Source organism: Geodermatophilaceae bacterium NBWT11 (assembly GCA_014218215.1).
Taxonomy (GTDB): domain Bacteria; phylum Actinomycetota; class Actinomycetes; order Mycobacteriales; family Geodermatophilaceae; genus Klenkia.
The window spans coordinates 641781-666117 of record CP043652.1 but is presented as its reverse complement, the minus strand read 5'-3'; the positions used below and the strand labels follow the sequence as shown (position 1 = coordinate 666117).

Genomic DNA, 24337 nt, shown 5'->3' with positions numbered 1-24337 from the left:
GCACCCATGAGTCCGCGGAAGCCCGACGCCGACGTCGCCCCCGGGCTGCTGGTCGTCGACAAGGGGCCGGGCATGACCTCCCACGACGTGGTCGCCCGGGCCCGGCGCGCGTTGAGCGTCCGCAAGGTCGGGCACGCCGGCACGCTGGACCCGATGGCCACCGGCGTGCTGGTGCTCGGGGTCGGGGCGGCGACCCGGCTGCTGGGCCACCTGTCCGGCAACGACAAGACCTACGAGGCCACCGTCCGCCTCGGGCAGACCACGGTCACCGACGACCGGGAGGGCGACGTGCTGGTGACGACGCCGGCCGGGCACCTCACCGACGAGGAGGTCCGGGCTGCCCTGGCCGCGCAGACCGGGCCGCTGCAGCAGGTGCCCTCGTCGGTGAGCGCGGTCAAGGTCGACGGCGTGCGCTCCTACGACCGGGTGCGAGCGGGGGAGGAGTTCGAGCTCACCGCCCGCTCGGTCGTCGTGCACGCCCTCGAGGTGCACCGCATCGAGCGCCCGACACCGGACCTGGTCGACGTCGACGTCACCGTCACCTGCTCCACCGGCACCTACGTGCGGGCCATCGCCCGGGACGCCGGGGCGCTGCTCGGCGTCGGGGGGCACCTCACCGCGCTGCGCCGCACCCGCTCGGGTCCCTTCGACCAGGCGCGCGCGCTCGTCGTGGAGGAGGCCGCGGCCGCGCTGCTCGCGGGGGAGGGGCCCGGGTTCGTCCCGCTCACCGCCGCGGCCACCGCGGTCTTCCCCGAGCGGCCGGTGACCGCGGCCGAGGCGGTCGACCTGGGCCACGGCAAGCGGGTCCCGGCCTCCGGTGCGCCCGGGCTGCACGCCGCCGTCGCGCCCGACGGCCGGCTGGTCGCCCTGGTCGAGGACGCGGGGTCGACCGCCCGGGTCAGCGTGGGCTTCCCGGCCTGAGCGCTGTGGCCCGGGCCAGCACGGCGACCCCGGCCACGGTGAGCACCAGACCGAGCCCCAGGGCGGGCACCCACCCCGGTCGCACCCGGTCACCGAGCAGCACCAGCCCGATCAGGCCGGGCACCACCACCTGGGTCACCGACTGCACCGCGCTCACCGTGCCGACCACCCCGTACCGCAGCGCCGCGGCCAGCCAGAGGGTGCCGCAGAGGCCGAACACCAGCACGGCGTAGGCCAGCGGCTCCGCGGCCAGCTCCAGCACGCTGGCCCACACCCCCGAGCGCACGTGCAACGCGCGCACCGACAGCGCCACCCCGCCGTAGGCGAGCCCGGCCAGCGCGGCGATCCGCAGCGGGTGCACCGAGCGGCGCACCGGCTCCAGCGCCAGCAGACACAGCAGCGCCGCGCCGAGCAGCACGGGGACCGCGGCCGGGGGCAGCGCCGCGGCCCGGCCCGGCTGCGCCGACAGCGCGACCACCACCAGCCCGAGGACGACGGCGACCACCCCGGCCAGCTGCCGCGCGGGCAGCCCACCGGGGCGGCCCCGCTGCCCGGCGACCGTGGTCACCGCCACGGCCCCGGCCAGCACCGACTGCACGGTCACGACCGGCAGCCCGCGCAGGGCCACCACCGACAGCACCCAGCCCGTCGCGTCCAGCAGCAGACCGCCGACCCAGACCGGTTGGGTCCACACCGGCCGCCCGGGCCGCACCCGCCGACTGCCCTCGGCCTCCAGGAGCGACGCGGCGCTGTTCACGACCATCGCCGCGACCGCGGCGAGCACGAACCAGACCGTCACACCCACTCCCGTCCGTGACACCCTCGAAGGCGTGGTGCTGGAGCAGATCGTCGCCGACCGGGTCGCGGCCCTGCACGCCGACCTCGGGTCGATGCCCGCCGTCCTGGTGGCGTTCTCCGGCGGGGTGGACTCCGGCGTGGTGCTGGCCGCCGCCGTCCGGGCCCTGGGCGCCGACCGGGTGGTCGCCGCCACCGCGGTCTCGGCGTCCCTGCCCGCCGCCGAGCGGACGGCGGCACGGGCCTTCGCCGCCGGCCTCGGGGTGCGGCACGAGGAGCCCTCGACCGACGAGCTCGCCCGGCCCGACTACGTGGCCAACAGCGGGGCCCGGTGCTTCTCCTGCAAGGCCGAGCTGATGGACACCCTCCGGCCGCTGGCCACCGAGCTGGGCATCGCCGACGTGGCCACCGGCACCAACGCCGACGACGTCGTGGCCGGCTTCCGGCCGGGCATCCGGGCCGCCGCCGAACGCCGGGCGCGCACCCCGCTGGCCGACGCGGGGATGACCAAGGCCGACGTCCGCGCCGCCGCCCGCGCCTGGGGTCTCCCGCTGGCCGACAAGCCGGCCGCCGCGTGCCTGGCCAGCCGGATCGCCTACGGGGTGCCGGTGTCGGCGCCCCGGCTGGCCCGGGTGGAGGCCGCCGAGGTGGCGCTGCGGCTGGCGCTGGCCGACGCCGGGCTGACCGTGCGCGACCTGCGGGTGCGCGACCTCGGCGACCGGGCCCGGGTGGAGCTCGACGCGCAGCTGGTCCCGCTGGTCGGTCCCGAGCTGCTGGCGGTGGTGCGCGGGTTCGACACCGTCGAGCTCGACCCCCGCGGCTTCCGGTCCGGCTCGATGAACGAGCTGCTGGCCGACCCCGCCCGCTACCGCTGAGCCGAGCGGGCGATCCGCGCCGCGGCCACCCCGGCGCCGAACCCGTTGTCGATGTTGACCACCAGCACCCCCGGGGCGCAGGCGGTGAGCATGGTCAGCAGCGCGGCCAGCCCGTCGAAGGCCGCGCCGTAGCCCACCGACGTGGGGACGGCGACGACCAGCCGGTCGGTCAGCCCGGCCACCACGCTGGGCAGCGCGCCGTCCATGCCGGCCACGACGACCACCGCGTCGGCCCGGGCGAGGTCCGGGGCCACCGCGAGCACCCGGTGGATGCCGGCGACGCCCACGTCGTCCACCCGCCGGCAGCCCACGCCGCTGGCCGTGAGGGTCGCGGCCACCTCGGCGGCCACCGCGTCGTCCGACGTCCCGGCGGTCAGGACGAGCACCTCGCCGACCGGCGGCGGCACGGTGCCCACCCGGGCCACGCGGGCGACCGGGTCGACGTGCGCCCCGGGCCAGCGCTCGAGCACCGCGGCCGCGGTGGCGGGGGAGACCCGGGTGGCCCAGGCCAGCGGGGCGCCGGCGTCGAGCAGGCCGGCCAGGCAGGTGACGGTCTGCGCCGGGGTCTTGCCCTCGGCGTAGACCACCTCGGGGGTGCCGGTGCGGGCGGCGCGGTCGACGTCCAGCCGGGCGACGCCGACGTCGGCGGTGCGGTTCTCGGTCACCGCCCCAGTGTCGTGGGCGCGGCGGGTGGGCAGACTCGGGGGCATGAGCGTCGTGAAGATCAACGTGCTGACCGTGCCCGCCGAGGCCCGCGAGCGACTGGAGGAGCGTTTCAGCAACCGGGCCGGGGCGGTCGAGTCCTCCGACGGGTTCGAGTGGTTCGAGCTGCTGCGCCCGGTCGAGGGCACCGACTCCTACCTCGTCTACACCCGCTGGCGCAGCGAGGCCGACTTCGAGGCCTGGCAGAACGGCCAGGACTTCGCCCGCGGTCACGCGCAGGCGCGCAACGCCCCCGAGGGCCAGGGCCCGGCCGCCACCGGCTCGAGCATCTGGTCCTTCGAGGTCGTCACCCAGGCGTCGCCGAAGGCCTGACGTCCGGCGCGTCGACCACCGTCGAGGCCCCCCGCACCGCGGCGGCCCACCGGGCCTCGCGCTCGGTGGGGTCGAGCACCCGGTCCGCCGTCGTCGCCACGAAGTCGCTGACGACGGCGGCGAACCGGCCGGGGTCGTCGACCTGCGGGAAGTGCCCGGCGCCGGCGAAGACCTCCAGCCGGCTGCCCGGCAGCAGCGCGTGCAGTTCGAGGGCGTGCCGGGCGGGGATGACGGTGTCCTTGCCGCCCCACACCAGGAGCACCGGCAGGGCCTCGGCCAGGTAGACCCGGTCGGCGGCGCTGACCCGCTGCCCGCCGAGGTCCAGCACCGCCCGGGCGGTGAGCACGAACGCGGCCCGGGCGTCGGCGTCGGCCAGGGTGTCCAGGCCGGAGACCACCTGGGCGGTGCCCGGCGGCGTCCAGCGCTGCAGCGGGGCCAGCACCCGTCGTCCGGCCGCCCGGGTGTACCGGTTGAACACCGCCGGCAGCACCCACTCCGCGCCGGGCAGCGTGACCGCGCGCAGCGCCGGGCTCACGTCCCGGCCCAGGCCGCCGGAGTCCACCAGCACCAGCCGCTGCGCCATCGCCGGGAACTGGTGGGCGAACTGGAGTGCGACGCCACCACCCAGGCTGTGTCCGACCACGGTGGCGGCGTCCACCCCGAGCACGACGAGCAGGTCGCGGGCCAGGGTCGCGAAGGAGCCCAGGCTGTAGTCCCCGGGCGGCTTCTCCGACTCCCCGTGGCCGGTCAGGTCCGGGGCGACCACCCGGTGGGTGCGGGCCAGCTCGTCCAGTGCCGGGCCGAACGCGGCGCCCGAGCCCAGCAGCCCGTGCAGCAGCAGGAGCACCGGACCGTCGGTGCCGCCGACCCGGGCCGAGAGGTCGTGCCCGTGCAACCGCACCTGCACCCGGCGCACCCCGGACGACGTCCACGGCGTACCCGGTGGCTGCATGCGGCCAGGGTAGGTGCGCGCTCTCCTCCCGACGGGTCGCGCGGCTAGGGTGCAGGAGCCGGGCGCCGTGCCCGACGCGTCGTCCGGGCAGCCGGACGGTGCCGCCCGTACCGCCCGAGTGGGAGCCATGACCGACACGCTCACCGACAGCCGCGCCTCCTCTCGCCTCTTCAGCGAGGGCGTGCCGCTGGTGGTGGAGGAGGCTCCCCGCCGGTCCGCCGCCGACCGCGAGCAGCTGCTCGCCGACCCCGGCTTCGGCAAGGTCTTCACCGACCACATGGTCGTGGCCCGCTACGTCGCCGGGCAGGGCTGGACCGAGGCGAAGCTGACCGGGTACGCCCCGCTGCAGCTGGACCCCAGCACCGCCGCGCTGCACTACGCCCAGTCGATCTTCGAGGGGCTCAAGGCCTACGCCCAGCCCGACGGCTCGGTCGCGGTCTTCAGGCCCGAGCAGAACGCCGCCCGGATGGCCCGCGGCGCGGTCCGGATGGCCATGCCCCCGGTCCCGCGTGACGGCTTCCTGGCCGCCGTCGACGCCCTCGTCGACGCCGACCGCGACTGGGTGCCCACCGGCCCCGACCAGACGCTCTACATCCGGCCCTACGAGCTGGCGATCGAGCCGTTCCTCGGCGTCCGGCCGGCCGCGGAGTACCTGTTCGTCGTCATCGCCAGCCCGGCCGGTGCCTACTTCCCGCGCGGGGTCCAGCCGGTGTCGGTCTACCTCTCCGAGGACTACATCCGGGCCGCTCCCGGCGGCACCGGCGACGTCAAGTGCGCCGGCAACTACGCCGCGAGCCTGCTGGCCCAGGAGCAGGCCATCGCGGCCGGCTGCGACCAGGTCGTCTGGCTGGACGCGACGGAGAAGAAGTACGTCGAGGAGATGGGCGGGATGAACCTGTTCTTCGTCCTCGGCTCCGGTGCCGACGCCGAGCTGGTCACCCCCGAGCTCACCGGCACGCTCCTGCCCGGCATCACCCGGGCCTCGCTGATCACCGTGGCCCGCGAGATGGGGCACACGGTCACCGAGCGCCGGTTCACCGTCGAGGAGTGGCGGGCCGGCGTCGCCGACGGGTCGATCACCGAGACCTTCGCCTGCGGCACCGCCGCCGTCATCACCCCGGTCGGCGAGGTCAAGGCGCGCACCGGTGACTTCACCGTCGGCGACGGCACCCCCGGCACGCTCACGATGGCGCTGCGCGAGCGGCTGCTCGACGTCCAGCACGGCCGGGTCGCCGACGACCACGGCTGGCTGCACACCGTCACCGCCGGCTGACCGTGCAGCTCTGGCGTGGCCTGGAGGCCACTCCCGGTGACCTCGGGCGGACCGTGGTCACCGTCGGGATGTACGACGGGGTGCACCGCGGCCACCAGCAGCTCATCGCGGCCGCGGTGGCCAAGGCGCGCAGCCTGGGCCGCCCGGCCCTGCTGCTCACCTTCGACCCGCACCCGGCCGAGGTGGTCCGGCCCGGGGCGCACCCGGCGATCCTGACCTCGGCCGACCGCAAGGCCGAGCTGGTCGCCGAGCTCGGTGTCGACGCGATGTGCGTGCTGCCCTTCACCCCCGAGTTCAGCCGGCTGTCCCCGGAGGGCTTCACGCACACCGTGCTGGTCGAGCACCTGCACGCCGCGGCCGTCGTGGTGGGGGAGAACTTCAGCTACGGCCACCGGGCCGCCGGCGACGTCGCCTCGCTGACCCGCGAGGGACGGCGCTTCGGCTTCGGCGTGGAGGGCCTGGCGCTGGAGACCGCGATGGCGGTGGACGGCGCCGACGGGGGAGAGGTCACCATCTCCTCCACCTACATCCGGGCCTGCGTGGCCGCCGGTGACCTGGTGTCCGCGGCCCGCGCGCTGGGCCGCCCGCACCGGGTGGACGGCGTCGTCGTCCGGGGGGAGCGGCGCGGCCGGGAGCTGGGCTACCCGACGGCCAACGTCGAGTCCCCGCTGTACACCGCCGTCCCCGCCGACGGGGTGTACGCCGGCACCCTGGTCCTCAAGGACTCCCGCGGCCGGCACCAGGGCACCCACCCGGCGGCCATCTCGGTGGGCACCAACCCCACCTTCCAGGGCACCCGCCGCACCGTCGAGGCCTTCCTCCTGGACTGGACCGGCGACCTCTACGGCGAGCACGTCGGTGTCGAGTTCGTCGAGCGCCTGCGCCCCATGACCGCCTACGAGGGCGCCGAGGCCCTCGTCGTCCAGATGGCGACGGACGTGGAAGACACGAGAAAGGTCCTCCGCCTCACCTGACCGGGGTGGGGCCCTGGCACCGAACTGGTGACCCGACTTCGAGACGGCCGTCCCCGGAATGCCGAGACGAGGGGGCCCGGAGGGTCCCCGAGGACCGGCACGACGGACTCGTCCCAGGTCGGGCACGGCTCCTGGCCGCGGTCGGAGCCCGGAGGGCGACCATCAGACATGTACCCTGGGCACAGCGTCGGGCAACCGACGCGTGTGCATGCTGCCCCCGTGACACCGACCGGGGGCCACACGTGACCTGCCCAGGAGGCACCACATGGCACTCGAGAGTGCGACGAAGAAGCAGATCATGACCGAGTACGCGACGGTCGAGGGCGACACCGGTTCCCCCGAGGTGCAGGTCGCGATGCTGACCCGACGGATCAGCGACCTGACCGAGCACCTGAAGATGCACAAGCACGACCACCACAGCCGGCGGGGCCTGCTCCTGCTGGTCGGCCGGCGTCGCCGGCTGCTGAACTACCTGGCCAAGACCGACATCGGTCGGTACCGCACGTTGATCGAGCGGCTCGGCCTGCGCCGCTAGCACGTCGAGGGGACCGCTCCGGCACTGCCGGGTCGGTCCCCTCACTCGTCCGGCACCCGCCGGACGGGGCACCACCCCCCAGGCGGTCCGTCCGCCGGCAGGTCCCCCTGGAACGCACAGGCCCGGTCCTCGGTGGTGGCCCCCGGGACGCAGCGGACGTCCGGCGCACGACGCGCCGGGCCTCCCGACCGCGCGACCCGAGGGCTTCGATCGAAGACCGGTCTCCCGGACCACCGGCGCACCCCGCCGACCAAGAGGGCGCCGCCGCATGCGGCGCAGGAAGAGGACACGATGTCCGCACCCACCACAGACACCTTCACCGACGACTTCGAGGACGGCGTCTTCACCGCCTCCGCCGTCATCGACAACGGGGCCCTGGGCTCCCGCACCATCACCTTCGAGACCGGCCGCCTCGCCAAGCAGGCCGCCGGTTCGGTCGTCGCTTCGATGGGCGACACCACCCTGCTGTCGGCCACGACGGCCGGCCGTTCCCCCCGCGAGCAGCTGGACTTCTTCCCGCTGACCGTGGACGTCGAGGAGCGGATGTACGCGATCGGGAAGATCCCCGGTTCCTTCTTCCGTCGTGAGGGTCGCCCCTCCGAGGACGCGATCCTCACCTGCCGGCTGATCGACCGCCCGCTGCGCCCGACCTTCGCCAAGGGCCTGCGCAACGAGGTCCAGGTCGTCATCAGCGTGCTGTCGCTGGACCCCGACCACCTGTACGACGTGCTGGCGATCAACGGCGCCTCGGCGTCGACCCAGCTGTCCGGTCTGCCCTTCTCCGGCCCGGTCGGTGCCACCCGGGTGGCCCTGATCAACGGGCAGTGGGTCGGCTTCCCGACGCACGCCGAGCTCGAGGACGCCGTCTTCGACATGGTGGTGGCCGGTCGGGTCCTGCCCGACGGCGACGTCGCGATCATGATGGTCGAGGCCGAGGCCACCGAGAAGACGATCGAGCTCATCGCCGGTGGCGCGACCGCGCCCACCGAGGAGGTCGTCTCCCAGGGCCTCGAGGCCGCCAAGCCCTTCATCAAGGCGCTGTGCGACGCCCAAGCGACGCTCGCCGAGGCCGCCGCCAAGCCGGTCGGCACCTTCCCGCGCTTCCTGGACTACCAGGACGACGTGTACGCCGCCGTGGACGCCCAGGCCGCCGAGAAGCTCGCCGTCGCCCAGGCGATCCCCGGCAAGGCCGACCGCGACGACGCCACCGACGCGCTCAAGGACGAGGTCAAGGCCGCGCTGGCCGACCAGTTCGAGGGTCGCGAGAAGGAGGTCTCCGGTGCCTTCCGCGCGGTGACCAAGAAGGTCGTCCGTCAGCGCATCCTGCGCGACAAGGTCCGCATCGACGGCCGCGGCGTCACCGACATCCGGCCCCTGTCGGCCGAGGTCGAGGTGCTCCCGCGGGTGCACGGTTCGGCGCTGTTCGAGCGTGGCGAGACCCAGATCATGGGCGTCACCACGCTGAACATGCTCCGCATGGAGCAGCAGCTGGACACGCTGAACCCGGTGACCCGCAAGCGTTACATGCACAACTACAACTTCCCGCCGTACTCCACCGGCGAGACCGGTCGCGTGGGTTCGCCCAAGCGCCGCGAGATCGGCCACGGCGCGCTGGCCGAGCGGGCGCTGCTGCCCGTGCTGCCCGACCGCGAGGAGTTCCCCTACGCGATCCGTCAGGTGTCCGAGGCGCTGGGCTCCAACGGCTCGACGTCGATGGGCTCGGTCTGCGCCTCCACCCTGTCGCTGCTCAACGCCGGTGTGCCGCTGCGCGCCCCGGTCGCCGGCATCGCCATGGGCCTGGTCTCCGACGAGGTCGACGGGAAGACCGAGTACGTCGCGCTGACCGACATCCTCGGCGCGGAGGACGCCTTCGGTGACATGGACTTCAAGGTCGCCGGCACCAAGGACTTTGTGACCGCCCTCCAGCTGGACACCAAGCTCGACGGCATCCCCTCCGACGTCCTCGCGGCTGCGCTGACCCAGGCCCGCGCGGCCCGGCTGCACATCCTCGACGTGATGCTCGAGGCGATCGACGGCCCCGACGAGATGAGCCCGTTCGCCCCCCGGGTGACCACGGTCCGCATCCCCGTGGACAAGATCGGTGCGGTCATCGGGCCCAAGGGCCAGATGATCAACGCGATCCAGGACGAGACCGGCGCCGACATCACCATCGAGGACGACGGCACGATCTACGTCGGTGCCTCCGACGGTCCGTCGGCCCAGGCCGCGGTGGACAAGATCAACGCGATCGCGAACCCGACGCTGCCCAAGGTCGGCGAGCGGTTCCTGGGCACGGTCGTCAAGACCACCGCCTTCGGTGCCTTCGTCTCGCTGTTGCCCGGCCGCGACGGCCTGGTGCACATCAGCAAGCTGGGCAACGGCAAGCGGATCGCCAAGGTCGAGGACGTCGCGAACGTCGGCGACAAGCTGCAGGTCGAGATCACCGACATCGACGCCCGCGGCAAGATCAGCCTGGTCCCGGTCGTCGAGGGCGGCGCCTCCTCCGAGGACGCGCCGGCCGAGGCCGCTGCACCCGCGGGTGAGTGACCACGGCTGACACCAGCCTGAACGGCACCGGGGTGGGTGCGGCTGCGGCCGCGCCCACCCCGGTGGCCGTCGGGCACACCGAGCTGCTGGACGTCGACGAGTTCGGCGGCCGGGTGGAGCGCACCGCGCTGCCCGGCGGCCTGCGGGTGATCACCGAGCTGATGCCCGGTGTCCTCTCGGCCACCGTCGGCATCTGGGTGGGCGTGGGGTCGCGCGACGAGACCCCGGGCCTGGCCGGCTCCTCGCACTTCCTGGAGCACCTGCTCTTCAAGGGCACCCGCAGCCGCAGTGCCCTCGAGATCGCCACCGCCATGGACGCGGTGGGCGGTGAGATGAACGCCTTCACCGCCAAGGAGCACACCTGCTACTACGCCAACGTGCTCGCCAGCGACCTCCCCCTGGCGGTGACGCTGCTCGGCGACCTGGTCACCGATGCGCTCAACACCGCGCCGGACCTGGAGTCCGAGCGCACGGTGGTGCTCGAGGAGATCGCGATGCGCGACGACGAGCCAGCCGACGCCGTGCACGACCTGTTCTCCGACACCCTGTTCGGCGACACCCCGCTCGGGCGGTCGGTGCTGGGCACGGTGGAGTCCATCGAGTCCCTGACCCGGGACGACGTCGACGGCTGGTACCGGGGCCGGTACGCCACCCCCTCGATCGTCGTCGCCGCGGCAGGGCGGGTGGACCACGCCCAGGTGCTGGCGCTGGTGCACGCCGCCTTCGGCGACCGGTTGTCAGGCCCGGCCCGGCCCGACCCGTTGCGGTCGGGGGAGGACGTCGCACGGATGACGCCGGCGCACCGCACGGGTCTGATCCACCGGAAGACCGAGCAGACCCACCTGCTGCTGGGCGGGATCGGGTTGGGCCGGTTGGACGACCGCCGGTACGCCGCGGCCGTGCTGGACGCCGCCGTCGGTGGGGGGATGAGCTCTCGGCTGTTCCAGGAGGTCCGCGAGAAGCGCGGACTGGTCTACAGCGTGGGTTCCTCGCTCACCCACTACGCGGGCACCGGGGTGTTCTCGGTCTACGCGGGGTGTGCGCCCAAGCGGGTGCCCGAGGTGCTCCGCCTGGTGCGCGCCTCGCTGACCGAGGTGGCGGCCGACGGGATCTCCGACGAGGAGGTGGCCCGGGGGATCGGCCAGCTCCGGGGTGGTCTCGTCCTGGGGTTGGAGGACACCGGGTCGCGGATGAGTCGACTGGGCAAGAGCGAGCTGTCCTACGGGGAGTACGTGCCGGTGCCCGAGGTGCTGGCCCGGCTGGACGGGGTGGACACCGCGGCGGTGCGCGCGGTCGCTGCCGACCTGCTCACCCGCGACCTGTGCCTGGCCGTGGTCGGCCCCTACCGGCAGAAGGACCTGGAGGCGCTCGCCGCATGAGGGAGTGGTTCGTCGAGCACGGGGCGCTGGCCCGCGGCGCGTTCGCCGTCGCGGTGCTGGTGTCGTTGGCCGTGCTCTTCGCACCCCCCTCCGACGTGCCCTCCTCCCCGCCCGGGGTGGACAAGCTCGTGCACGCCGGTCTCTTCCTGGTCCTGGCGTTCACCTCCCGGTGGGCCGGCATCCGCGAGGTGCTCGTGGGTGTCGCCCTCGTCGGCTACGCCGCCGTGAGCGAGGTGGTGCAGGGCACCGACCTGGTGGGCCGGGACGCCTCGGCCGGCGACTGGGTCGCCGACGTCGTGGGGGTCGCGCTGGGCCTCCTGCTGTGGCGGTCCGTCGCCCGGGTCCGCCCGCCCGCCTGACCGGGTTGCATCCCGGGGCGGGGTTGGTGAGAGTGCCGACATGACCACCAGCACCCCCGAAGCCGTAACCACCCCGACCCCCGAGGTCCCGCTCACCTCGGTCGCCGTCCTGGGTGCCCGCGGGCGCATGGGCGTCGAGGTCTGCAAGGCCGTCAACGACGCCGACGACCTCGAGCTCGTCGCCATGGTCGAGGGCAGCGAGTGGCTCTTCAACGTCGCCGACGGGGGAGCCCAGGTGGCCGTCGACTTCACCCGGCCCGAGTCGGTCATGGAGAACATCCGCTTCTGCATCGACCAGAACATCCACTGCGTGGTGGGGACGACGGGCTTCGACGACGCCAAGATCGCCACCATCCGGGAGTGGCTCGAGCCCAAGCCCGAGCTCGGTGTGCTGATCGCGCCCAACTTCGGCATCGGCGCGGTCCTGCTCATGCGCTTCGCCGCGGATGCGGCCCGCTTCTTCCCCTCGGTCGAGGTGATCGAGCTGCACCACCCCGGGAAGGTCGACGCCCCGTCGGGCACCGCGTCCCGTACGGCCTCGGTGATCGCCGACGCGCGCCGGGCGGCCGGCATGGCCCCGGCGCCCGACGCCACCCAGGAGGAGTCCTCCCTCCCCGGTGCCCGCGGCGCCGACGTCGACGGGGTGCCCGTGCACTCGATCCGGCTGTCGGGACTCGTCGCCCACGAGGAGGTGCTCCTCGGTGCCACGGGGGAGACGCTCACCCTCCGGCACGACTCCTACGACCGGGCCTCGTTCATGCCCGGGGTGCTCCTGGCCGTGCGCGAGGTGTCCCGCCGGCCCGGCCTGACCATCGGGATCGACGCTCTCCTCGGTCTCTGACGGGTCCCGGGGCGCGCCGACACCCTCGCGACGCGCCCCGGACACACCCGCGACACGTGACCTGCCTCGCAGACCGGCCCGGATCGAAACCGGTTGACCTGCACGTTTGCCTCCGGGTGCACCCGGAGGGGCCCGATCGCGCTCGAAGCCGGCCCACCCGTGGTTGACGGCAGGTGTCCGGGCACGTAACTTTCTCTCTGCGCCGGGAACGACCGCGAGGTCGGGCCTGAGACGCCGAGCAGGACAATCCACTGGGAAGACGAAGCTCCTCTGGGGCTGGCGTTCCTGAGTGTCCGCTCTTTGAGAACTCAACAGCGTGCTGAAAGTCAGTGCCATATGTTTTACCCCAGCCTCGAGGCCTTTGGGTTTGTCGGGGTGGGTTCCTTTGGTTGATTGACATCGAGAGTGCCAACTCTTGGTTCTCAGCCGTGATCAAATCATCTACGGAGAGTTTGATCCTGGCTCAGGACGAACGCTGGCGGCGTGCTTAACACATGCAAGTCGAGCGAGGCCCGCCTTTCGGGGTGGTGCCCTAGCGGCGAACGGGTGAGTAACACGTGGGCAACCTGCCCTCAGCTCTGGGATAACTCCAAGAAATTGGTGCTAATACCGGATATGACTACTGGCCGCATGGTCTGGTGGTGGAAAGATTTATCGGCTGAGGATGGGCCCGCGGCCTATCAGCTTGTTGGTGGGGTGATGGCCCACCAAGGCGACGACGGGTAGCCGGCCTGAGAGGGTGACCGGCCACACTGGGACTGAGACACGGCCCAGACTCCTACGGGAGGCAGCAGTGGGGAATATTGCGCAATGGGCGGAAGCCTGACGCAGCGACGCCGCGTGAGGGATGACGGCCTTCGGGTTGTAAACCTCTTTCAGCAGGGACGAAGCGAAAGTGACGGTACCTGCAGAAGAAGCACCGGCCAACTACGTGCCAGCAGCCGCGGTAATACGTAGGGTGCAAGCGTTGTCCGGAATTATTGGGCGTAAAGAGCTCGTAGGCGGTTTGTCGCGTCGGCTGTGAAAGCCCGGAGCTCAACTCCGGGTCTGCAGTCGATACGGGCAGACTTGAGTGTTGCAGGGGAGACTGGAATTCCTGGTGTAGCGGTGAAATGCGCAGATATCAGGAGGAACACCGGTGGCGAAGGCGGGTCTCTGGGCAACAACTGACGCTGAGGAGCGAAAGCGTGGGGAGCGAACAGGATTAGATACCCTGGTAGTCCACGCCGTAAACGTTGGGCGCTAGGTGTGGGGGCCATTCCACGGTCTCCGTGCCGCAGCTAACGCATTAAGCGCCCCGCCTGGGGAGTACGGCCGCAAGGCTAAAACTCAAAGGAATTGACGGGGGCCCGCACAAGCGGCGGAGCATGTTGCTTAATTCGATGCAACGCGAAGAACCTTACCTAGGCTTGACATGTGCGGAAATCCTCCAGAGATGGTGGGTCCGTAAGGGTCGCACACAGGTGGTGCATGGTTGTCGTCAGCTCGTGTCGTGAGATGTTGGGTTAAGTCCCGCAACGAGCGCAACCCTCGTTCCATGTTGCCAGCACGTAATGGTGGGGACTCATGGGAGACTGCCGGGGTCAACTCGGAGGAAGGTGGGGATGACGTCAAATCATCATGCCCCTTATGTCTAGGGCTGCAAACATGCTACAATGGCCGGTACAAAGGGCTGCGATACCGCGAGGTGGAGCGAATCCCAAAAAGCCGGTCTCAGTTCGGATTGGGGTCTGCAACTCGACCCCATGAAGTTGGAGTCGCTAGTAATCGCAGATCAGCAACGCTGCGGTGAATACGTTCCCGGGCCTTGTACACACCGCCCGTCACGTCACGAAAGTCGGTAACGCCCGAAGCCGGTGGCCCAACCCCTTGTGGGAGGGAGCCGTCGAAGGCGGGATCGGCGATTGGGACGAAGTCGTAACAAGGTAGCCGTACCGGAAGGTGCGGCTGGATCACCTCCTTTCTAAGGAGCACTGGCCGCCACATTCGTTGTGGTGGTCCAGAGCCGTGCACGGGCCGTGAGATGTCTGCATTCGCAGGTGTCCTGGTGTTCGTGACGGAGCTCAAGGGTGGAACACTGACCAGTTCGGTTGATGATGGTCATCGGCTCCTAGTACAGCCCGCTTGCGGGTGGGAACGGCGATGGTGGCGGTCGGAGGTCGTAGGCACGCTGTTGGGTCCTGAGGGAGCGGACCCTGCGCCGGTAGGCGGGGGGGAGGCGATCTCGTGGGGGACCAACCATCTGTCACATCGCCGGCCTTCGGGTCGGGTCTGGTGGCGGTGTCGGGTTGGTCGACTCTCCGTACTTTGAGAACTGCACAGTGGACGCGAGCATCTTGTAGGAAACAATGACTCCTGCACCGTGACCGTGAAGCACGTATCGCCTTCGGGTGGTGGGTGTGGATGGCCGAGGTGTGGGTTTGTGTGTGTTCAAGTTAGTAAGGGCACACGGTGGATGCCTTGGCACCAGGAGCCGATGAAGGACGTAGGAGGCTGCGATAAGCCTCGGGGAGCTGTCAACCGAGCGTTGATCCGAGGATTTCCGAATGGGGGAACCCCGCACCAGTCATGTGGTGTGACCCTCGCCTGAACACATAGGGCGAGTGGAGGGAACGTGGGGAAGTGAAACATCTCAGTACCCACAGGAAGAGAAAACAACCGTGATTCCGTGAGTAGTGGCGAGCGAAAGCGGATGAGGCTAAACCAGTCACATGTGACAGCCGGCAGGCGTTGTGTGGTTGGGGTCGTGGGACGTTCTTAGATCTTCTGCCGAAGGTCTGGAGAGTCAGAAAAGTGTGTTGTTAGTGGAAGGCCTCTGGAAGGGGTCGCCATAGAGGGTGAGAGCCCCGTACACGAAAACGCGCACTCTCTCTTGAACCCATCCCAAGTAGCACCGGGCCCGTGAAATCCGGTGTGAATCTGGCGGGACCACCCGCTAAGCCTAAATACTCCCTGGTGACCGATAGCGGACAAGTACCGTGAGGGAAAGGTGAAAAGTACCCCGGGAGGGGAGTGAAATAGTACCTGAAACCGTGTGCCTACAAGCCGTGGGAGCCTTATGCGTTTTCGGACGTGGGGGTGACTGCGTGCCTTTTGAAGAATGAGCCTGCGAGTTAGCGGTACGTGGCGAGGTTAACCCGTGTGGGGTAGCCGTAGCGAAAGCGAGTCCGAACAGGGCGTTTGAGTCGCGTGCTCTAGACCCGAAGCCGAGTGATCTACCCATGGCCAGGTTGAAGCGCGGGTAAGACCGCGTGGAGGACCGAACCCACTTCAGTTGAAAATGGAGGGGATGAGCTGTGGGTAGGGGTAAAAGGCCAATCAAACTCGGTGATAGCTGGTTCTCCCCGAAATGCATTTAGGTGCAGCGTCACGTGTTTCTTGCCGGAGGTAGAGCACTGGATGGTCTAGGGGCCCCACAAGGTTACTGAAATCAACCAAACTCCGAATGCCGGTAAGTGAGAGCGTGGCAGTGAGACTGCGGGCGATAAGGTTCGTAGTCGAGAGGGAAACAGCCCAGATCAACAGCTAAGGCCCCTAAGCGTGTGCTAAGTGGAAAAGGATGTGGAGTCGCAGAGACAACCAGGAGGTTGGCTTAGAAGCAGCCACCCTTGAAAGAGTGCGTAATAGCTCACTGGTCAAGTGATTCCGCGCCGACAATGTAGCGGGGCTCAAGCACACCGCCGAAGCTTTGGCATTCATGCAATAGCCTGCCTTTCGATCAAGGTCGTTGGGCCAGGTGTGTGGATGGGTAGGGGAGCGTCGTGTGGCGGTGGAAGCGGCGGAGTGATCCAGCCGTGGACGCCACACGAGTGAGAATGCAGGCATGAGTAGCGAAAGGGGAGTGAGAAACTCCCCCGCCGGATGACCAAGGGTTCCTGGGCCAGGCTAATCCGCCCAGGGTGAGTCGGGACCTAAGGCGAGGCCGACAGGCGTAGTCGATGGACAACGGGTTGATATTCCCGTACCCGCGAAAGAGCGTCCATGCTGAGCTCAGCGATGCTAACCACCTGAAGCCCCGTGATGGCTTCCCTTCGGGGGAGTCGCGTGTGGGTGGAACGTGGGACCCGGACTGGTAGTAGGCAAGCGATGGGGTGACGCAGGAAGGTAGTCCTACCGGTGAGTGGTAGTACCGGTGCAAGGGTGTGGCCCGTTCGATAGGCAAATCCGTCGAACACACAGGGTGAGACCTGACGCATAGCCGAATGAGGCGAATTGGATGATCCTATGCTGCCGAGAAAAGCCTCTAGCGAGCTCTGAGCGGCCCGTACCCCAAACCAACTCAGGTGGTCAGGTAGAGAATACCAAGGCGATCGAGCGAACTGTGGTTAAGGAACTCGGCAAAATGCCCCCGTAACTTCGGGAGAAGGGGGGCCATTGTCTGTGAACCGACTAGCTCGGGGCAGCAGGTGGTGGCCGCAGAGACCAGTGAGAAGCGACTGTTTACTAAAAACACAGGTCCGTGCGAAGTCGAAAGACGATGTATACGGACTGACGCCTGCCCGGTGCTGGAACGTTAAGGGGACGGGTTAGCTTTACGGCGAAGCTCAGAACTCAAGCGCCAGTAAACGGCGGTGGTAACTATAACCATCCTAAGGTAGCGAAATTCCTTGTCGGGTAAGTTCCGACCTGCACGAATGGCGTAACGACTTCTCAGCTGTCTCAACCACAGGCTCGGCGAAATTGCACTACGAGTAAAGATGCTCGTTACGCGCGGCAGGACGGAAAGACCCCGGGACCTTCACTACAGCTTGATATTGGTGTTCGGTTCGGTTTGTGTAGGATAGGTGGGAGACTGTGAAGCGGGCACGCCAGTGTTCGTGGAGTCGTCGTTGAAATACCACTCTGGTCGAATTGGATGTCTAACCTCGGTCCGTGATCCGGATCAGGGACAGTGTCAGGTGGGTAGTTTAACTGGGGCGGTTGCCTCCCAAAATGTAACGGAGGCGCCCAAAGGTTCCCTCAGCCTGGTTGGCAATCAGGTGTTGAGTGCAAGTGCACAAGGGAGCTTGACTGTGAGACCGACGGGTCGAGCAGGAGCGAAAGCTGGGACTAGTGACCCGGCACCGGCATGTGGAAGCGGTGTCGCTCAACGGATAAAAGGTACCCCGGGGATAACAGGCTGATCTTCCCCAAGAGTCCATATCGACGGGATGGTTTGGCACCTCGATGTCGGCTCGTCGCATCCTGGGGCTGGAGTAGGTCCCAAGGGTTGGGCTGTTCGCCCATTAAAGCGGCACGCGAGCTGGGTTTAGAACGTCGTGAGACAGTTCGGTCCCTATCCGCCGTGCGCGTAAGAGACTTGAGAAGAGCTGTCCCTAGTACGAGAGGACCGGGACGGACGAACCTCTGGTGTGCCAGTTGTTCCGCCAGGAGCACTGCTGGTTGGCTACGTTCGGCAGGGATAACCGCTGAAAGCATCTAAGCGGGAAGCTCGCTTCGAGATGAGGTCTCTCACCGGGTCAACCGGGTAAGGCCCCCGCCCAGACCAGCGGGTTGATAGGCCGGAAGTGGAAGCACAGCAATGTGTGGAGCTGACCGGTACTAATAGGCCGAGGGCTTGACCAACACACCTTGCATTGAATAACTACTGTCTCGCGTCCACTGTGCGGTTCTGAAAGTGCGGAACCCATCGTTCCACCGCCCCACCCTTCTTGACCGGGGGTGTGGGTGGAGACTTTCACAGCGTTACGGCGGTCATGGCGAGAGGGAAACGCCCGGTCTCATTCCGCACCCGGAAGCTAAGCCTCTCAGCGCCGATGGTACTGCCCGGGGGACTGGGTGGGAGAGTAGGACGCCGCCGGACATCATTCCCGACACGGGGTCACAGCTACGGCTGTGGCCCCGTTTCGGCGTTCTGTGGTACCCCTGTAATGCAAGAAGCGCCTTTCTCGTCAGGACTCCTGACGAGAAAGGCGCTTCTTGCACATCGGGGGTCAGCGGCGGCGGTCGGGTGGGGCCGTGGTGGCGCCGACGTTGTCGGCGAGCCAGTCGTTCAGGGGCTTGAGTGCGCGCCAGGTCTCCCGGACCCGGTCGAGGACCTCGCGGCTGTCCAGCCAGTCCTCCGGGGTCCAGTGCCGGCCGCCGTGGATGCTCTTGTGACGCAACAGCTCGATCCTGGGGTGGTCCGGGTCGTAGCCGCGGGGTGCGCGCTTGAGCTGTTCCCCGTCCACGGACAGGCCTGACCGGCGGATCTTGGCAACGAGCTGTTCGAGTTGTCCACCGGGGAGGTCGTCGTCCACCGCGCGGCGGTAGCGCTCGACCTGGTCGGGCTGCATGCGCCAGCTGCCCCCTCGGGCGGCCAGTCCGTCCGCGGACACCTCGACGTACCAGGCACCGGTGCCGGCACCCTCGGGGTGCAGCACGGCGCCCTGGTGGGTCTTGTAGGGCGTCTTGTCCTTGCTGAAGCGGACGTCGCGGTACGGGCGGAAGAGCTTGGTCGCGCCGAACTCGGCCGCCAGCTCCTCGACCAGCGCCTGCATGGGTGCCTTGACGTGCTCGTCGTAGGCGGCCTTGTGCTCGGTCCAGTAGGACTTGCTGTTGTCGGCCTCGAGGCCCTCGTAGAAGACGAGGCCCTCGTCGGGGAAGCCGGTGAAGCTCACGCGTCGGTCTCCTGGGTGGGGTCGAGCAGCACGTGCCAGCGGTGCTCGCGGATGGTGGAGGTGCCCGTGTCGAGCGTGCGGGCCCAGCCGTCTGCTGCCCACCCCGCGGACTCCAGGAAACCCGCGGTCACCTCGTCGGTCTCGGGCACCCACTGCTGCAGGCGCCGGACGCCGGTGGGCAGCAGGAGGTCGACCGCGGCGGCGAGGAGCCGGCTGCCGTGGCCGCGGCGGCCCCAGCGTGGCTCGACCACCAGGGCAGCCACCTCGGTGGTCGGGCCCTCGGGTGAGGACGTCTCGTCCTCGGCGAGCTCGGCGGGTCCGTAGGCCAGGTAGCCCACCTGTTCGGGCCCCTCGGTGGCGACCAGCAGGCCGTGACCGGGTGTGGGCGGGGACGTGATGGCCTGCGTCCAGCTCTCCGCCGCGGCGGTCTCGTCCCAGGTGTCCAGGACCTCCGTGGGCAGCAGGGACCGGTAGGCGGTGCGCCAGGTGACCAGCTGGACGTGCGCGATCGCCGGGGCGTCGGCCGGACGGGCGGGGCGGACGGCAGACTCGGCTCGACCCGTCAGCTGCACCCCCTCACCCTAGGCCGGGGCGTCCGTCCCACCCAGCGGGCAGGATCGAGTCCGTGCCCCCGCTCGATCGTCTCCCTGCCCCACTGGCCCGACGCATCGCGCTGGCGGCCCAGGGGCTGGCAGACGCCCGGCCCACGGCGGTGGCCGGCACCCGCGCCCTGCGGACGACGGTCGATCGGTTGGCCGTGGTCCAGATCGACTCGGTCAACGTGGTCTCCCGCAGCCACTACCTGCCGCTGTTCAGCAGGCTGGGCCCCTACGACCGCGCGCTGCTCGACGGCCTGCACGGCCGCCGGCACGACGTGTTCGAGTACTGGGCGCACGAGGCCTCCTACCTGCCGGTGCGCCTGCACCCGTTCCTGCGCTGGCGGATGGCTGCCGCGGAGCAGGAGGCCTGGGGGTCGATGACCCGGGTGGCCCGGGAACAGCCGCGACTGGTGGCCGAGCTGCTCGAGCGGGTGCGTACCGACGGACCGCTGCGCGCCGGGGAGCTCGGCGGAGAACGGCCGAAGACCCCGGGCCAGATGTGGAACTGGCACCCGGGCAAGGCCGCACTGGAGTACCTGTTCTTCACCGGGCAGCTGACCGCGCGGTCACGCACCGCCGGCTTCGAACGCGTCTACGACCTGCCCGAGCGGGTGCTCCCCGCCGCGGTGCTCCGAGCGCCCACCCCCGACCGGCCCGACGCGATCCGTGAGCTGGTGCGGACGGCGTCCCGGGCGATGGGCGTGGCCACCGAGACCGACCTGCGGGACTACGTCCGGCTGAGCCCGGTCGAGACGCGGACGGCGATCGCCGAGCTGACCGAGGGCGGGGAGCTGATCCCGGTGGAGGTCGAGGGCTGGGGGCGTCCTGCCTGGCTGGACCCCGCCGCCCGGCGGCCGCGGTGGGCCCGGGCCCGGGCGCTGCTGTCGCCCTTCGACTCTCTCGTCTGGGAGCGGCCGCGGGTCGAGCGGCTGTTCGGCTTCCGCTACCGGCTGGAGATCTACACGCCGGCCGCGCAGCGGGTGCACGGCTACTACGTGCTGCCGTTCCTGCTCGGCGACGAGCTGGTCGGGCGGGTGGACCTCAAGGCCGACCGGCAGGCCGGGGTGCTCCGGGTGCAGGCCGCGCACGTCGAGGAGCACCACCCCGCACCCGGACTCGTGGCCGACGAGCTGGCGGCCGAGCTCCGGCTGATGGCCGACTGGCTGGAGCTCGAGGACGTCGTCGTCGCCGGGCGGGGCGACCTGGCCCCCGAGCTCACCCGTGCCGTGGGCGGCTGACCCCGGCCAGCCGGTGCACCACGACCAGACCCGCCGGCGACCCCGGCCAGTGCCGGTCCACCGCGTCGACGCCGGCCCGCCGGACCACCGACCACAGCGCCCACGCGACCACCACGACGTCGTCGGCGTACCCCAGGACCGGGACCACGTCGGGCACCAGGTCGATCGGCGACAGCAGTTAGCCCAGCAGCAGCCACAGGCGCACCCGGACACCCCGGGGGAGGGTCGGGTCCGCAGCGAGCCGGCGCACCAGTCGCACGGCGTCGGGGACCAGCCGGACGGCGTCGCGGACCGTGAGGTCGTCCGGGCGGCGCAGCCACAGCACGGCCACTCCCACCAGCCAGAGGGCCAGCGGGCCGGCGATCACGAGCAGGGCGGTCTGCCAACCGGTCACCGGCACATCATGAGGGCACCGCGGCCCCGGGGGTCACGTCGACCGGCGCAGCCGCAGGTCCCCGGACACCGACCGGAGCTCCAGGCTCAGCGTGGCCGGGTCGCCGTCCGGGGAGCCGGTGTCGGTGTCCAGCTGGGAGTCCAACCTGCCGGTGATGCTCTGCAGGTCCAGCCACAGCCGCAGGCCGGGGGCGACGCCGATGGTGGCGTCCCCGGACACCGTGCGCAGCTGCACCGTGCCGGCGGTGGCCCGGGCGACCGACACGTCCCCGGAAGCGGTGACGGCCGTGACGTCGCCCCCCGCGTGCCCGACCACCAGGTCGCCCGAGGCGGTGCGCAGGTCGACGGACCCCCCGGCGTCGTCCACCCGGACGTCGCCCGAGGCGGTCGCGACCCGGACGTCGCCGTCCACCCGACCGGCGCGGACCCCCCCGCTCGCGCCCTTGACCTCGAGCCCGGTGCAGCCCTCGACCGCGACGTCGCCGCTGGCGCTGGACACGGTCACCGACCCGAGTCGGCCGCGCAGGACGACGTCGGCCGATGCGGTGTGGGCCTGGACCGCGGTGCCCTCGGGGGTCCGGACGGTGACGGCGAACCGGGCGGTGGCCAGCAGTCCGCGTTCGGGCACCCCGACCAACAGCCGCGGGCCGGACGTGTCGGTGTACTCGAGGGTCACCCGGCCCAGGAGCTCGGCGGCAGGCGGGTTCAGCGGCTCCACCGTGGTCTGCAGCTCGGTGGCCCCGGCGACGGACTCCACGGTCAGCGACCCGGCGGGGTTGCGCACCTCGACGAGCGGCACGCCGTCGAGAACGGGCGAGGTGTGCTGGCGGACGGGCACGAGGACCTCCTGGGGTCAGCTGCGGGCGAAGCCGGTCATCCGGCGGGGGAGCCCGTGTCGAGCGGTGTCGGTGGGGGGTGCCTGCAGCCCGGTCGTGACGGCACGCACCAGCCAGGTGTTCAGCGAGACCCCTGCGGTGGTCGCAGCGGCCTCGGCGCGCGTCTTGAGCGCCTCGGGCAGCCGGAGGCTGATCCGGGCCACCTGGCCGGCGGTCGGGTCGTCGGGGTCCTCCGCAGGCTCGCTGGTCGGAGCGGATGCGTCCGGGGACGCGGTGGTGACGGGCGCCGGGGTGACGACCACCTCGGGGTCCCGACCGCGGATCAGGATGTCGACGGTGCCGCTGTCCCAGGCCGCAGTGATCTCGGCGGCCATCGTGGCCAAGGCGTCGGTGACCGTCAGTCGGACGGCCGGCTCGAGGGTGTCGGCCAGCAGCCTGGCCGCCTGCTGGGTCTGCTCGGTACCGGCCGCGGCCGTCCTCAGCAGGTGCGCGCGCAGCGCCTCGACGTGGGTGTTCAGGTCCATGTGCCGATCCTGCCGGAGGCCCCCGGTCAGGTGAGCCGGGAGCCCGGCGGTCGATGATGCCGTCGCCACGGGGACAGCAGCCGTGCCACGTCCCGGTCGTGGGCCGCCTCCTGCCGCGGCCCGCTGCGCCGGCGGCCGAGCTGGCTGCGTAGTTCCTCGACGTACGTCCAGTTCTGTATGACGTCACCATGACACCATAATGACGTCATGTCCAGCGTCACGCGGTCGGATCGTGCTGTCGGACCCTCGGGGCGGGACACGTCACGCCGAGCACGCTCGAAGTGTCGGCGCGGTCGCCGTAGGGTCCACTCCCGTGCCCGCATTCGCCCCGCTGAAGGTCCAGGTCGTCGCGCAGACGCAGTTCACCCCGCCGGCCGACGTGCCGTGGGAGACCGACGTGGACGGCGGTCAGGCCCTCGCCGAGTTCGCCGGCCGCGCCTGCTACCAGTCCTGGACCAAGCCCAACCCGGCCACTGCGACCAACGCCGGGTACCTGCGCCACATCCTCGAGGTCGGGCACCTGTCCGTGCTCGAGCACGGCACGGTGTCGATGTACCTGACCGGCGTCTCGCGCTCGCTGACCCACGAGCTGATCCGGCACCGGCACTTCTCCTACAGCCAGCTCTCCCAGCGCTACGTCCCCGAGCGGGACGCCGCGTTCGTCGAGCCCGGCGTGATCGCCGACGACCCGGCGCTCCACCAGCTGTTCACCGATGCCGCGGACGCCTCGCTGAAGGCCTACACCGACCTCCTCGAGGGCCTGGAGAAGCGGTTCGCCGACGTCCCCAACGCCACCCTGCGCCGCAAGCAGGCCCGGCAGGCCGCCCGGGCCGTGCTGCCCAACGCGACCGAGACGCGCATCGTCGTCACCGGCAACTACCGCGCGTGGCGGCACTTCGTGGCCATGCGGGCCAGCGAGCACGCCGACGTGGAGATCCGTGAGCTGGCCGTGATGTGCCTGCGCGAGCTGCAGCGGGTGGCCGGCAACGTGTTCGAGGACTTCCGGATCAGCACGCTGGCTGACGGCAGCGAGGTCGCCGCGAGCCCGTACGTCAGCGAGGGCTGAGCGGGCTCACCGGCTCGGGGTCGCCGTCCCGGCGGCGGCCCACAGCGCCTGCACCGCGGCGACCACCGCCGGCAGGTCGGCGGTGGCGTCGACCTCGGCGTCGGCCGGCACCAGCGCGGCCTCGGCGTGCAGGGCGTCGAACTCGACGGCGCTGAGCGTGCTGCCGGCCGCCCGCCCACGGGCGACCTCCAGCGGCAGTCGCAACGCAACGACGAACGGGTCGGCGACCGCTGTCCGGTAGACCTCGGCCACCACCGGCCGCACGACGTCGCAGAGCACCACCTCCACGCCGGCGGCGACGAACGAGGAGGCCAGCAGACCGGCCTGCACGGCGGCCAGCCGGTGCTGTCCCTCCCCGGCTCCCGGGCGCCACGGGTCGACCGCCCCGGAGCGGACCAGGCCCCGCAGGTCGGCCACCTCGACGAGGGCGCACAGCGGCCGGGACGCCACCAGGGCGGCGGCGACCGAGCTCGCGCCGGCGGCGGGCGGGCCGGTGATCAGCAGGGGACGGCGGAGCGGCTCGACGTCGGGGGCGGCAGCGGAGGTCACGCCCGCATGATGCCGGTACGTCCGCGGTGCGGGGCCGGGAGCGCTCG

General features: G+C 70.6%; 20 protein-coding genes, 3 rRNA genes and 1 pseudogene. 15 read left to right on the top strand and 9 right to left on the bottom strand.

Going from position 1 to position 24337, the window contains the following annotated elements; all coding sequences use genetic code 11:
* Window positions 1–6 precede the first annotated feature (6 nt).
* On the top strand, window positions 7–921 hold the full coding sequence (gene truB, locus F1C76_03120) for a tRNA pseudouridine(55) synthase TruB (GenBank protein ID QNG35719.1): 915 nt from the start codon (window positions 7–9) through the stop codon (window positions 919–921).
* Here the strand turns inward: truB and F1C76_03115 are convergent.
* Window positions 899–1720 (bottom strand): hypothetical protein, encoded by an 822-nt coding sequence (locus F1C76_03115; protein QNG35718.1) that lies wholly within the window; start codon window positions 1718–1720, stop codon window positions 899–901. The genes truB and F1C76_03115 overlap by 23 nt on opposite strands.
* 91 nt (window positions 1721–1811) lie before the next feature.
* On the opposite strand from F1C76_03115, the gene F1C76_03110 reads away from it, so the two are divergent.
* Window positions 1812–2591 carry an ATP-dependent sacrificial sulfur transferase LarE gene (locus F1C76_03110; GenBank protein QNG38974.1) on the top strand — a complete coding sequence of 260 codons (780 nt, stop codon included), beginning with the start codon at window positions 1812–1814 and terminating at the stop codon, window positions 2589–2591.
* On the opposite strand, the gene larB is transcribed toward F1C76_03110, so the two are convergent.
* Window positions 2582–3301 carry a nickel pincer cofactor biosynthesis protein LarB gene (gene larB, locus F1C76_03105; protein ID QNG38973.1) on the bottom strand — a complete coding sequence of 240 codons (720 nt, stop codon included), beginning with the start codon at window positions 3299–3301 and terminating at the stop codon, window positions 2582–2584. The two genes, F1C76_03110 and larB, sit on opposite strands and share 10 nt — an antisense overlap.
* Here larB and F1C76_03100 point away from each other — a divergent pair.
* Window positions 3300–3626 (top strand): antibiotic biosynthesis monooxygenase, encoded by a 327-nt coding sequence (locus F1C76_03100; protein QNG35717.1) that lies wholly within the window; start codon window positions 3300–3302, stop codon window positions 3624–3626. The two genes, larB and F1C76_03100, sit on opposite strands and share 2 nt — an antisense overlap.
* Here F1C76_03100 and F1C76_03095 read toward each other — a convergent pair.
* The gene (locus tag F1C76_03095; GenBank protein QNG35716.1) at window positions 3601–4578 is read right to left on the bottom strand and encodes an alpha/beta fold hydrolase; all 978 of its coding nucleotides are present in this window, start codon (window positions 4576–4578) and stop codon (window positions 3601–3603) included. The genes F1C76_03100 and F1C76_03095 overlap by 26 nt on opposite strands.
* A gap of 127 nt (window positions 4579–4705) precedes the next feature.
* Between F1C76_03095 and F1C76_03090 the strand changes: the two genes are divergently transcribed.
* From F1C76_03090 to rrf, 10 genes are all read left to right on the top strand, one after another.
* On the top strand, window positions 4706–5851 hold the full coding sequence (locus F1C76_03090) for a branched-chain amino acid aminotransferase (GenBank protein QNG35715.1): 1146 nt from the start codon (window positions 4706–4708) through the stop codon (window positions 5849–5851).
* 2 nt (window positions 5852–5853) lie between these two features.
* Window positions 5854–6825: a bifunctional riboflavin kinase/FAD synthetase gene (locus tag F1C76_03085; GenBank protein QNG35714.1), complete on the top strand. Its 972-nt coding sequence runs from the start codon at window positions 5854–5856 to the stop codon at window positions 6823–6825.
* 265 nt (window positions 6826–7090) lie between these two features.
* On the top strand, window positions 7091–7360 hold the full coding sequence (gene rpsO / locus F1C76_03080; GenBank protein ID QNG35713.1) for a 30S ribosomal protein S15: 270 nt from the start codon (window positions 7091–7093) through the stop codon (window positions 7358–7360).
* 291 nt (window positions 7361–7651) lie between these two features.
* Complete coding sequence (locus tag F1C76_03075) at window positions 7652–9907, top strand: polyribonucleotide nucleotidyltransferase (GenBank protein QNG35712.1); 2256 nt, start codon at window positions 7652–7654, stop codon at window positions 9905–9907.
* A gap of 83 nt (window positions 9908–9990) precedes the next feature.
* The gene (locus tag F1C76_03070) at window positions 9991–11286 is read left to right on the top strand and encodes an insulinase family protein (protein QNG38972.1); all 1296 of its coding nucleotides are present in this window, start codon (window positions 9991–9993) and stop codon (window positions 11284–11286) included.
* Window positions 11283–11645 carry a VanZ family protein gene (locus tag F1C76_03065; protein QNG35711.1) on the top strand — a complete coding sequence of 121 codons (363 nt, stop codon included), beginning with the start codon at window positions 11283–11285 and terminating at the stop codon, window positions 11643–11645. Before F1C76_03070 ends, F1C76_03065 begins: the two co-directional genes overlap by 4 nt.
* 40 nt (window positions 11646–11685) lie before the next feature.
* Window positions 11686–12486, top strand: coding sequence for a 4-hydroxy-tetrahydrodipicolinate reductase (locus F1C76_03060; GenBank protein ID QNG35710.1), 801 nt, complete (start codon window positions 11686–11688; stop codon window positions 12484–12486).
* Window positions 12487–12929: 443 nt separating this feature from the next.
* Window positions 12930–14457: ribosomal RNA gene (locus F1C76_03055) — 16S ribosomal RNA — on the top strand.
* A 454-nt stretch (window positions 14458–14911) separates the two neighbouring features.
* Window positions 14912–18055 (top strand): 23S ribosomal RNA (locus tag F1C76_03050).
* A gap of 117 nt (window positions 18056–18172) precedes the next feature.
* Window positions 18173–18289 (top strand): 5S ribosomal RNA (gene rrf / locus F1C76_03045).
* Together the 16S, 23S and 5S rRNA genes form the textbook arrangement of a ribosomal RNA operon.
* A gap of 130 nt (window positions 18290–18419) precedes the next feature.
* Here rrf and F1C76_03040 read toward each other — a convergent pair.
* Window positions 18420–19085 carry a DUF2461 domain-containing protein gene (locus F1C76_03040; GenBank protein ID QNG35709.1) on the bottom strand — a complete coding sequence of 222 codons (666 nt, stop codon included), beginning with the start codon at window positions 19083–19085 and terminating at the stop codon, window positions 18420–18422.
* Window positions 19082–19657, bottom strand: coding sequence for a GNAT family N-acetyltransferase (locus F1C76_03035; GenBank protein ID QNG35708.1), 576 nt, complete (start codon window positions 19655–19657; stop codon window positions 19082–19084). The genes F1C76_03040 and F1C76_03035 overlap by 4 nt, the downstream gene beginning before the upstream one ends.
* A 53-nt stretch (window positions 19658–19710) precedes the next feature.
* Here F1C76_03035 and F1C76_03030 point away from each other — a divergent pair, with 53 nt between their 5' ends.
* A complete protein-coding gene (locus F1C76_03030) occupies window positions 19711–20922 on the top strand; it encodes a winged helix-turn-helix domain-containing protein (GenBank protein ID QNG35707.1) in 1212 nt (403 codons plus the stop codon).
* On the opposite strand, the pseudogene F1C76_03025 reads toward F1C76_03030, so the two are convergent.
* From F1C76_03025 to F1C76_03015, 3 genes and pseudogenes are all read right to left on the bottom strand, one after another.
* Window positions 20900–21316 (bottom strand): annotated as a pseudogene (locus F1C76_03025) (DUF1232 domain-containing protein). The gene F1C76_03030 and the pseudogene F1C76_03025 overlap by 23 nt on opposite strands.
* Window positions 21317–21349: 33 nt before the next feature.
* Window positions 21350–22153, bottom strand: coding sequence for a DUF4097 domain-containing protein (locus tag F1C76_03020; protein QNG35706.1), 804 nt, complete (start codon window positions 22151–22153; stop codon window positions 21350–21352).
* Between the two features lie 15 nt (window positions 22154–22168).
* Entirely contained in the window at window positions 22169–22675 is a 507-nt protein-coding gene (locus tag F1C76_03015) for a toxin-antitoxin system HicB family antitoxin (GenBank protein ID QNG35705.1), read from the bottom strand.
* 199 nt (window positions 22676–22874) lie between these two features.
* Here F1C76_03015 and F1C76_03010 point away from each other — a divergent pair, with 199 nt between their 5' ends.
* A complete protein-coding gene (locus F1C76_03010) occupies window positions 22875–23741 on the top strand; it encodes an FAD-dependent thymidylate synthase (GenBank protein QNG35704.1) in 867 nt (288 codons plus the stop codon).
* 6 nt (window positions 23742–23747) lie between these two features.
* Here the strand turns inward: F1C76_03010 and F1C76_03005 are convergent, their stop codons facing one another.
* Window positions 23748–24290, bottom strand: a complete 543-nt coding sequence (locus tag F1C76_03005) for a hypothetical protein (GenBank protein QNG35703.1) — start codon at window positions 24288–24290, stop codon at window positions 23748–23750.
* Window positions 24291–24337: the final 47 nt, after the last annotated feature.

Coding starts and splice junctions, on each gene's coding strand:
- F1C76_03065 (QNG35711.1), top strand. CDS start 11,283: ATGAGGGAGTGGTTCGTCGAGCACGGGGCGCTGGCCCGCGGCGCGTTC.
- F1C76_03100 (QNG35717.1), top strand. CDS start 3,300: ATGAGCGTCGTGAAGATCAACGTGCTGACCGTGCCCGCCGAGGCCCGC.
- larB (QNG38973.1), bottom strand. CDS start 3,301: ATGCCCCCGAGTCTGCCCACCCGCCGCGCCCACGACACTGGGGCGGTG.
- F1C76_03060 (QNG35710.1), top strand. CDS start 11,686: ATGACCACCAGCACCCCCGAAGCCGTAACCACCCCGACCCCCGAGGTC.
- rpsO (QNG35713.1), top strand. CDS start 7,091: ATGGCACTCGAGAGTGCGACGAAGAAGCAGATCATGACCGAGTACGCG.
- F1C76_03010 (QNG35704.1), top strand. CDS start 22,875: ATGACGTCATGTCCAGCGTCACGCGGTCGGATCGTGCTGTCGGACCCT.
- truB (QNG35719.1), top strand. CDS start 7: ATGAGTCCGCGGAAGCCCGACGCCGACGTCGCCCCCGGGCTGCTGGTC.
- F1C76_03090 (QNG35715.1), top strand. CDS start 4,706: ATGACCGACACGCTCACCGACAGCCGCGCCTCCTCTCGCCTCTTCAGC.
- F1C76_03015 (QNG35705.1), bottom strand. CDS start 22,675: ATGGACCTGAACACCCACGTCGAGGCGCTGCGCGCGCACCTGCTGAGG.
- F1C76_03095 (QNG35716.1), bottom strand. CDS start 4,578: ATGCAGCCACCGGGTACGCCGTGGACGTCGTCCGGGGTGCGCCGGGTG.
- F1C76_03075 (QNG35712.1), top strand. CDS start 7,652: ATGTCCGCACCCACCACAGACACCTTCACCGACGACTTCGAGGACGGC.
- F1C76_03110 (QNG38974.1), top strand. CDS start 1,812: ATGCCCGCCGTCCTGGTGGCGTTCTCCGGCGGGGTGGACTCCGGCGTG.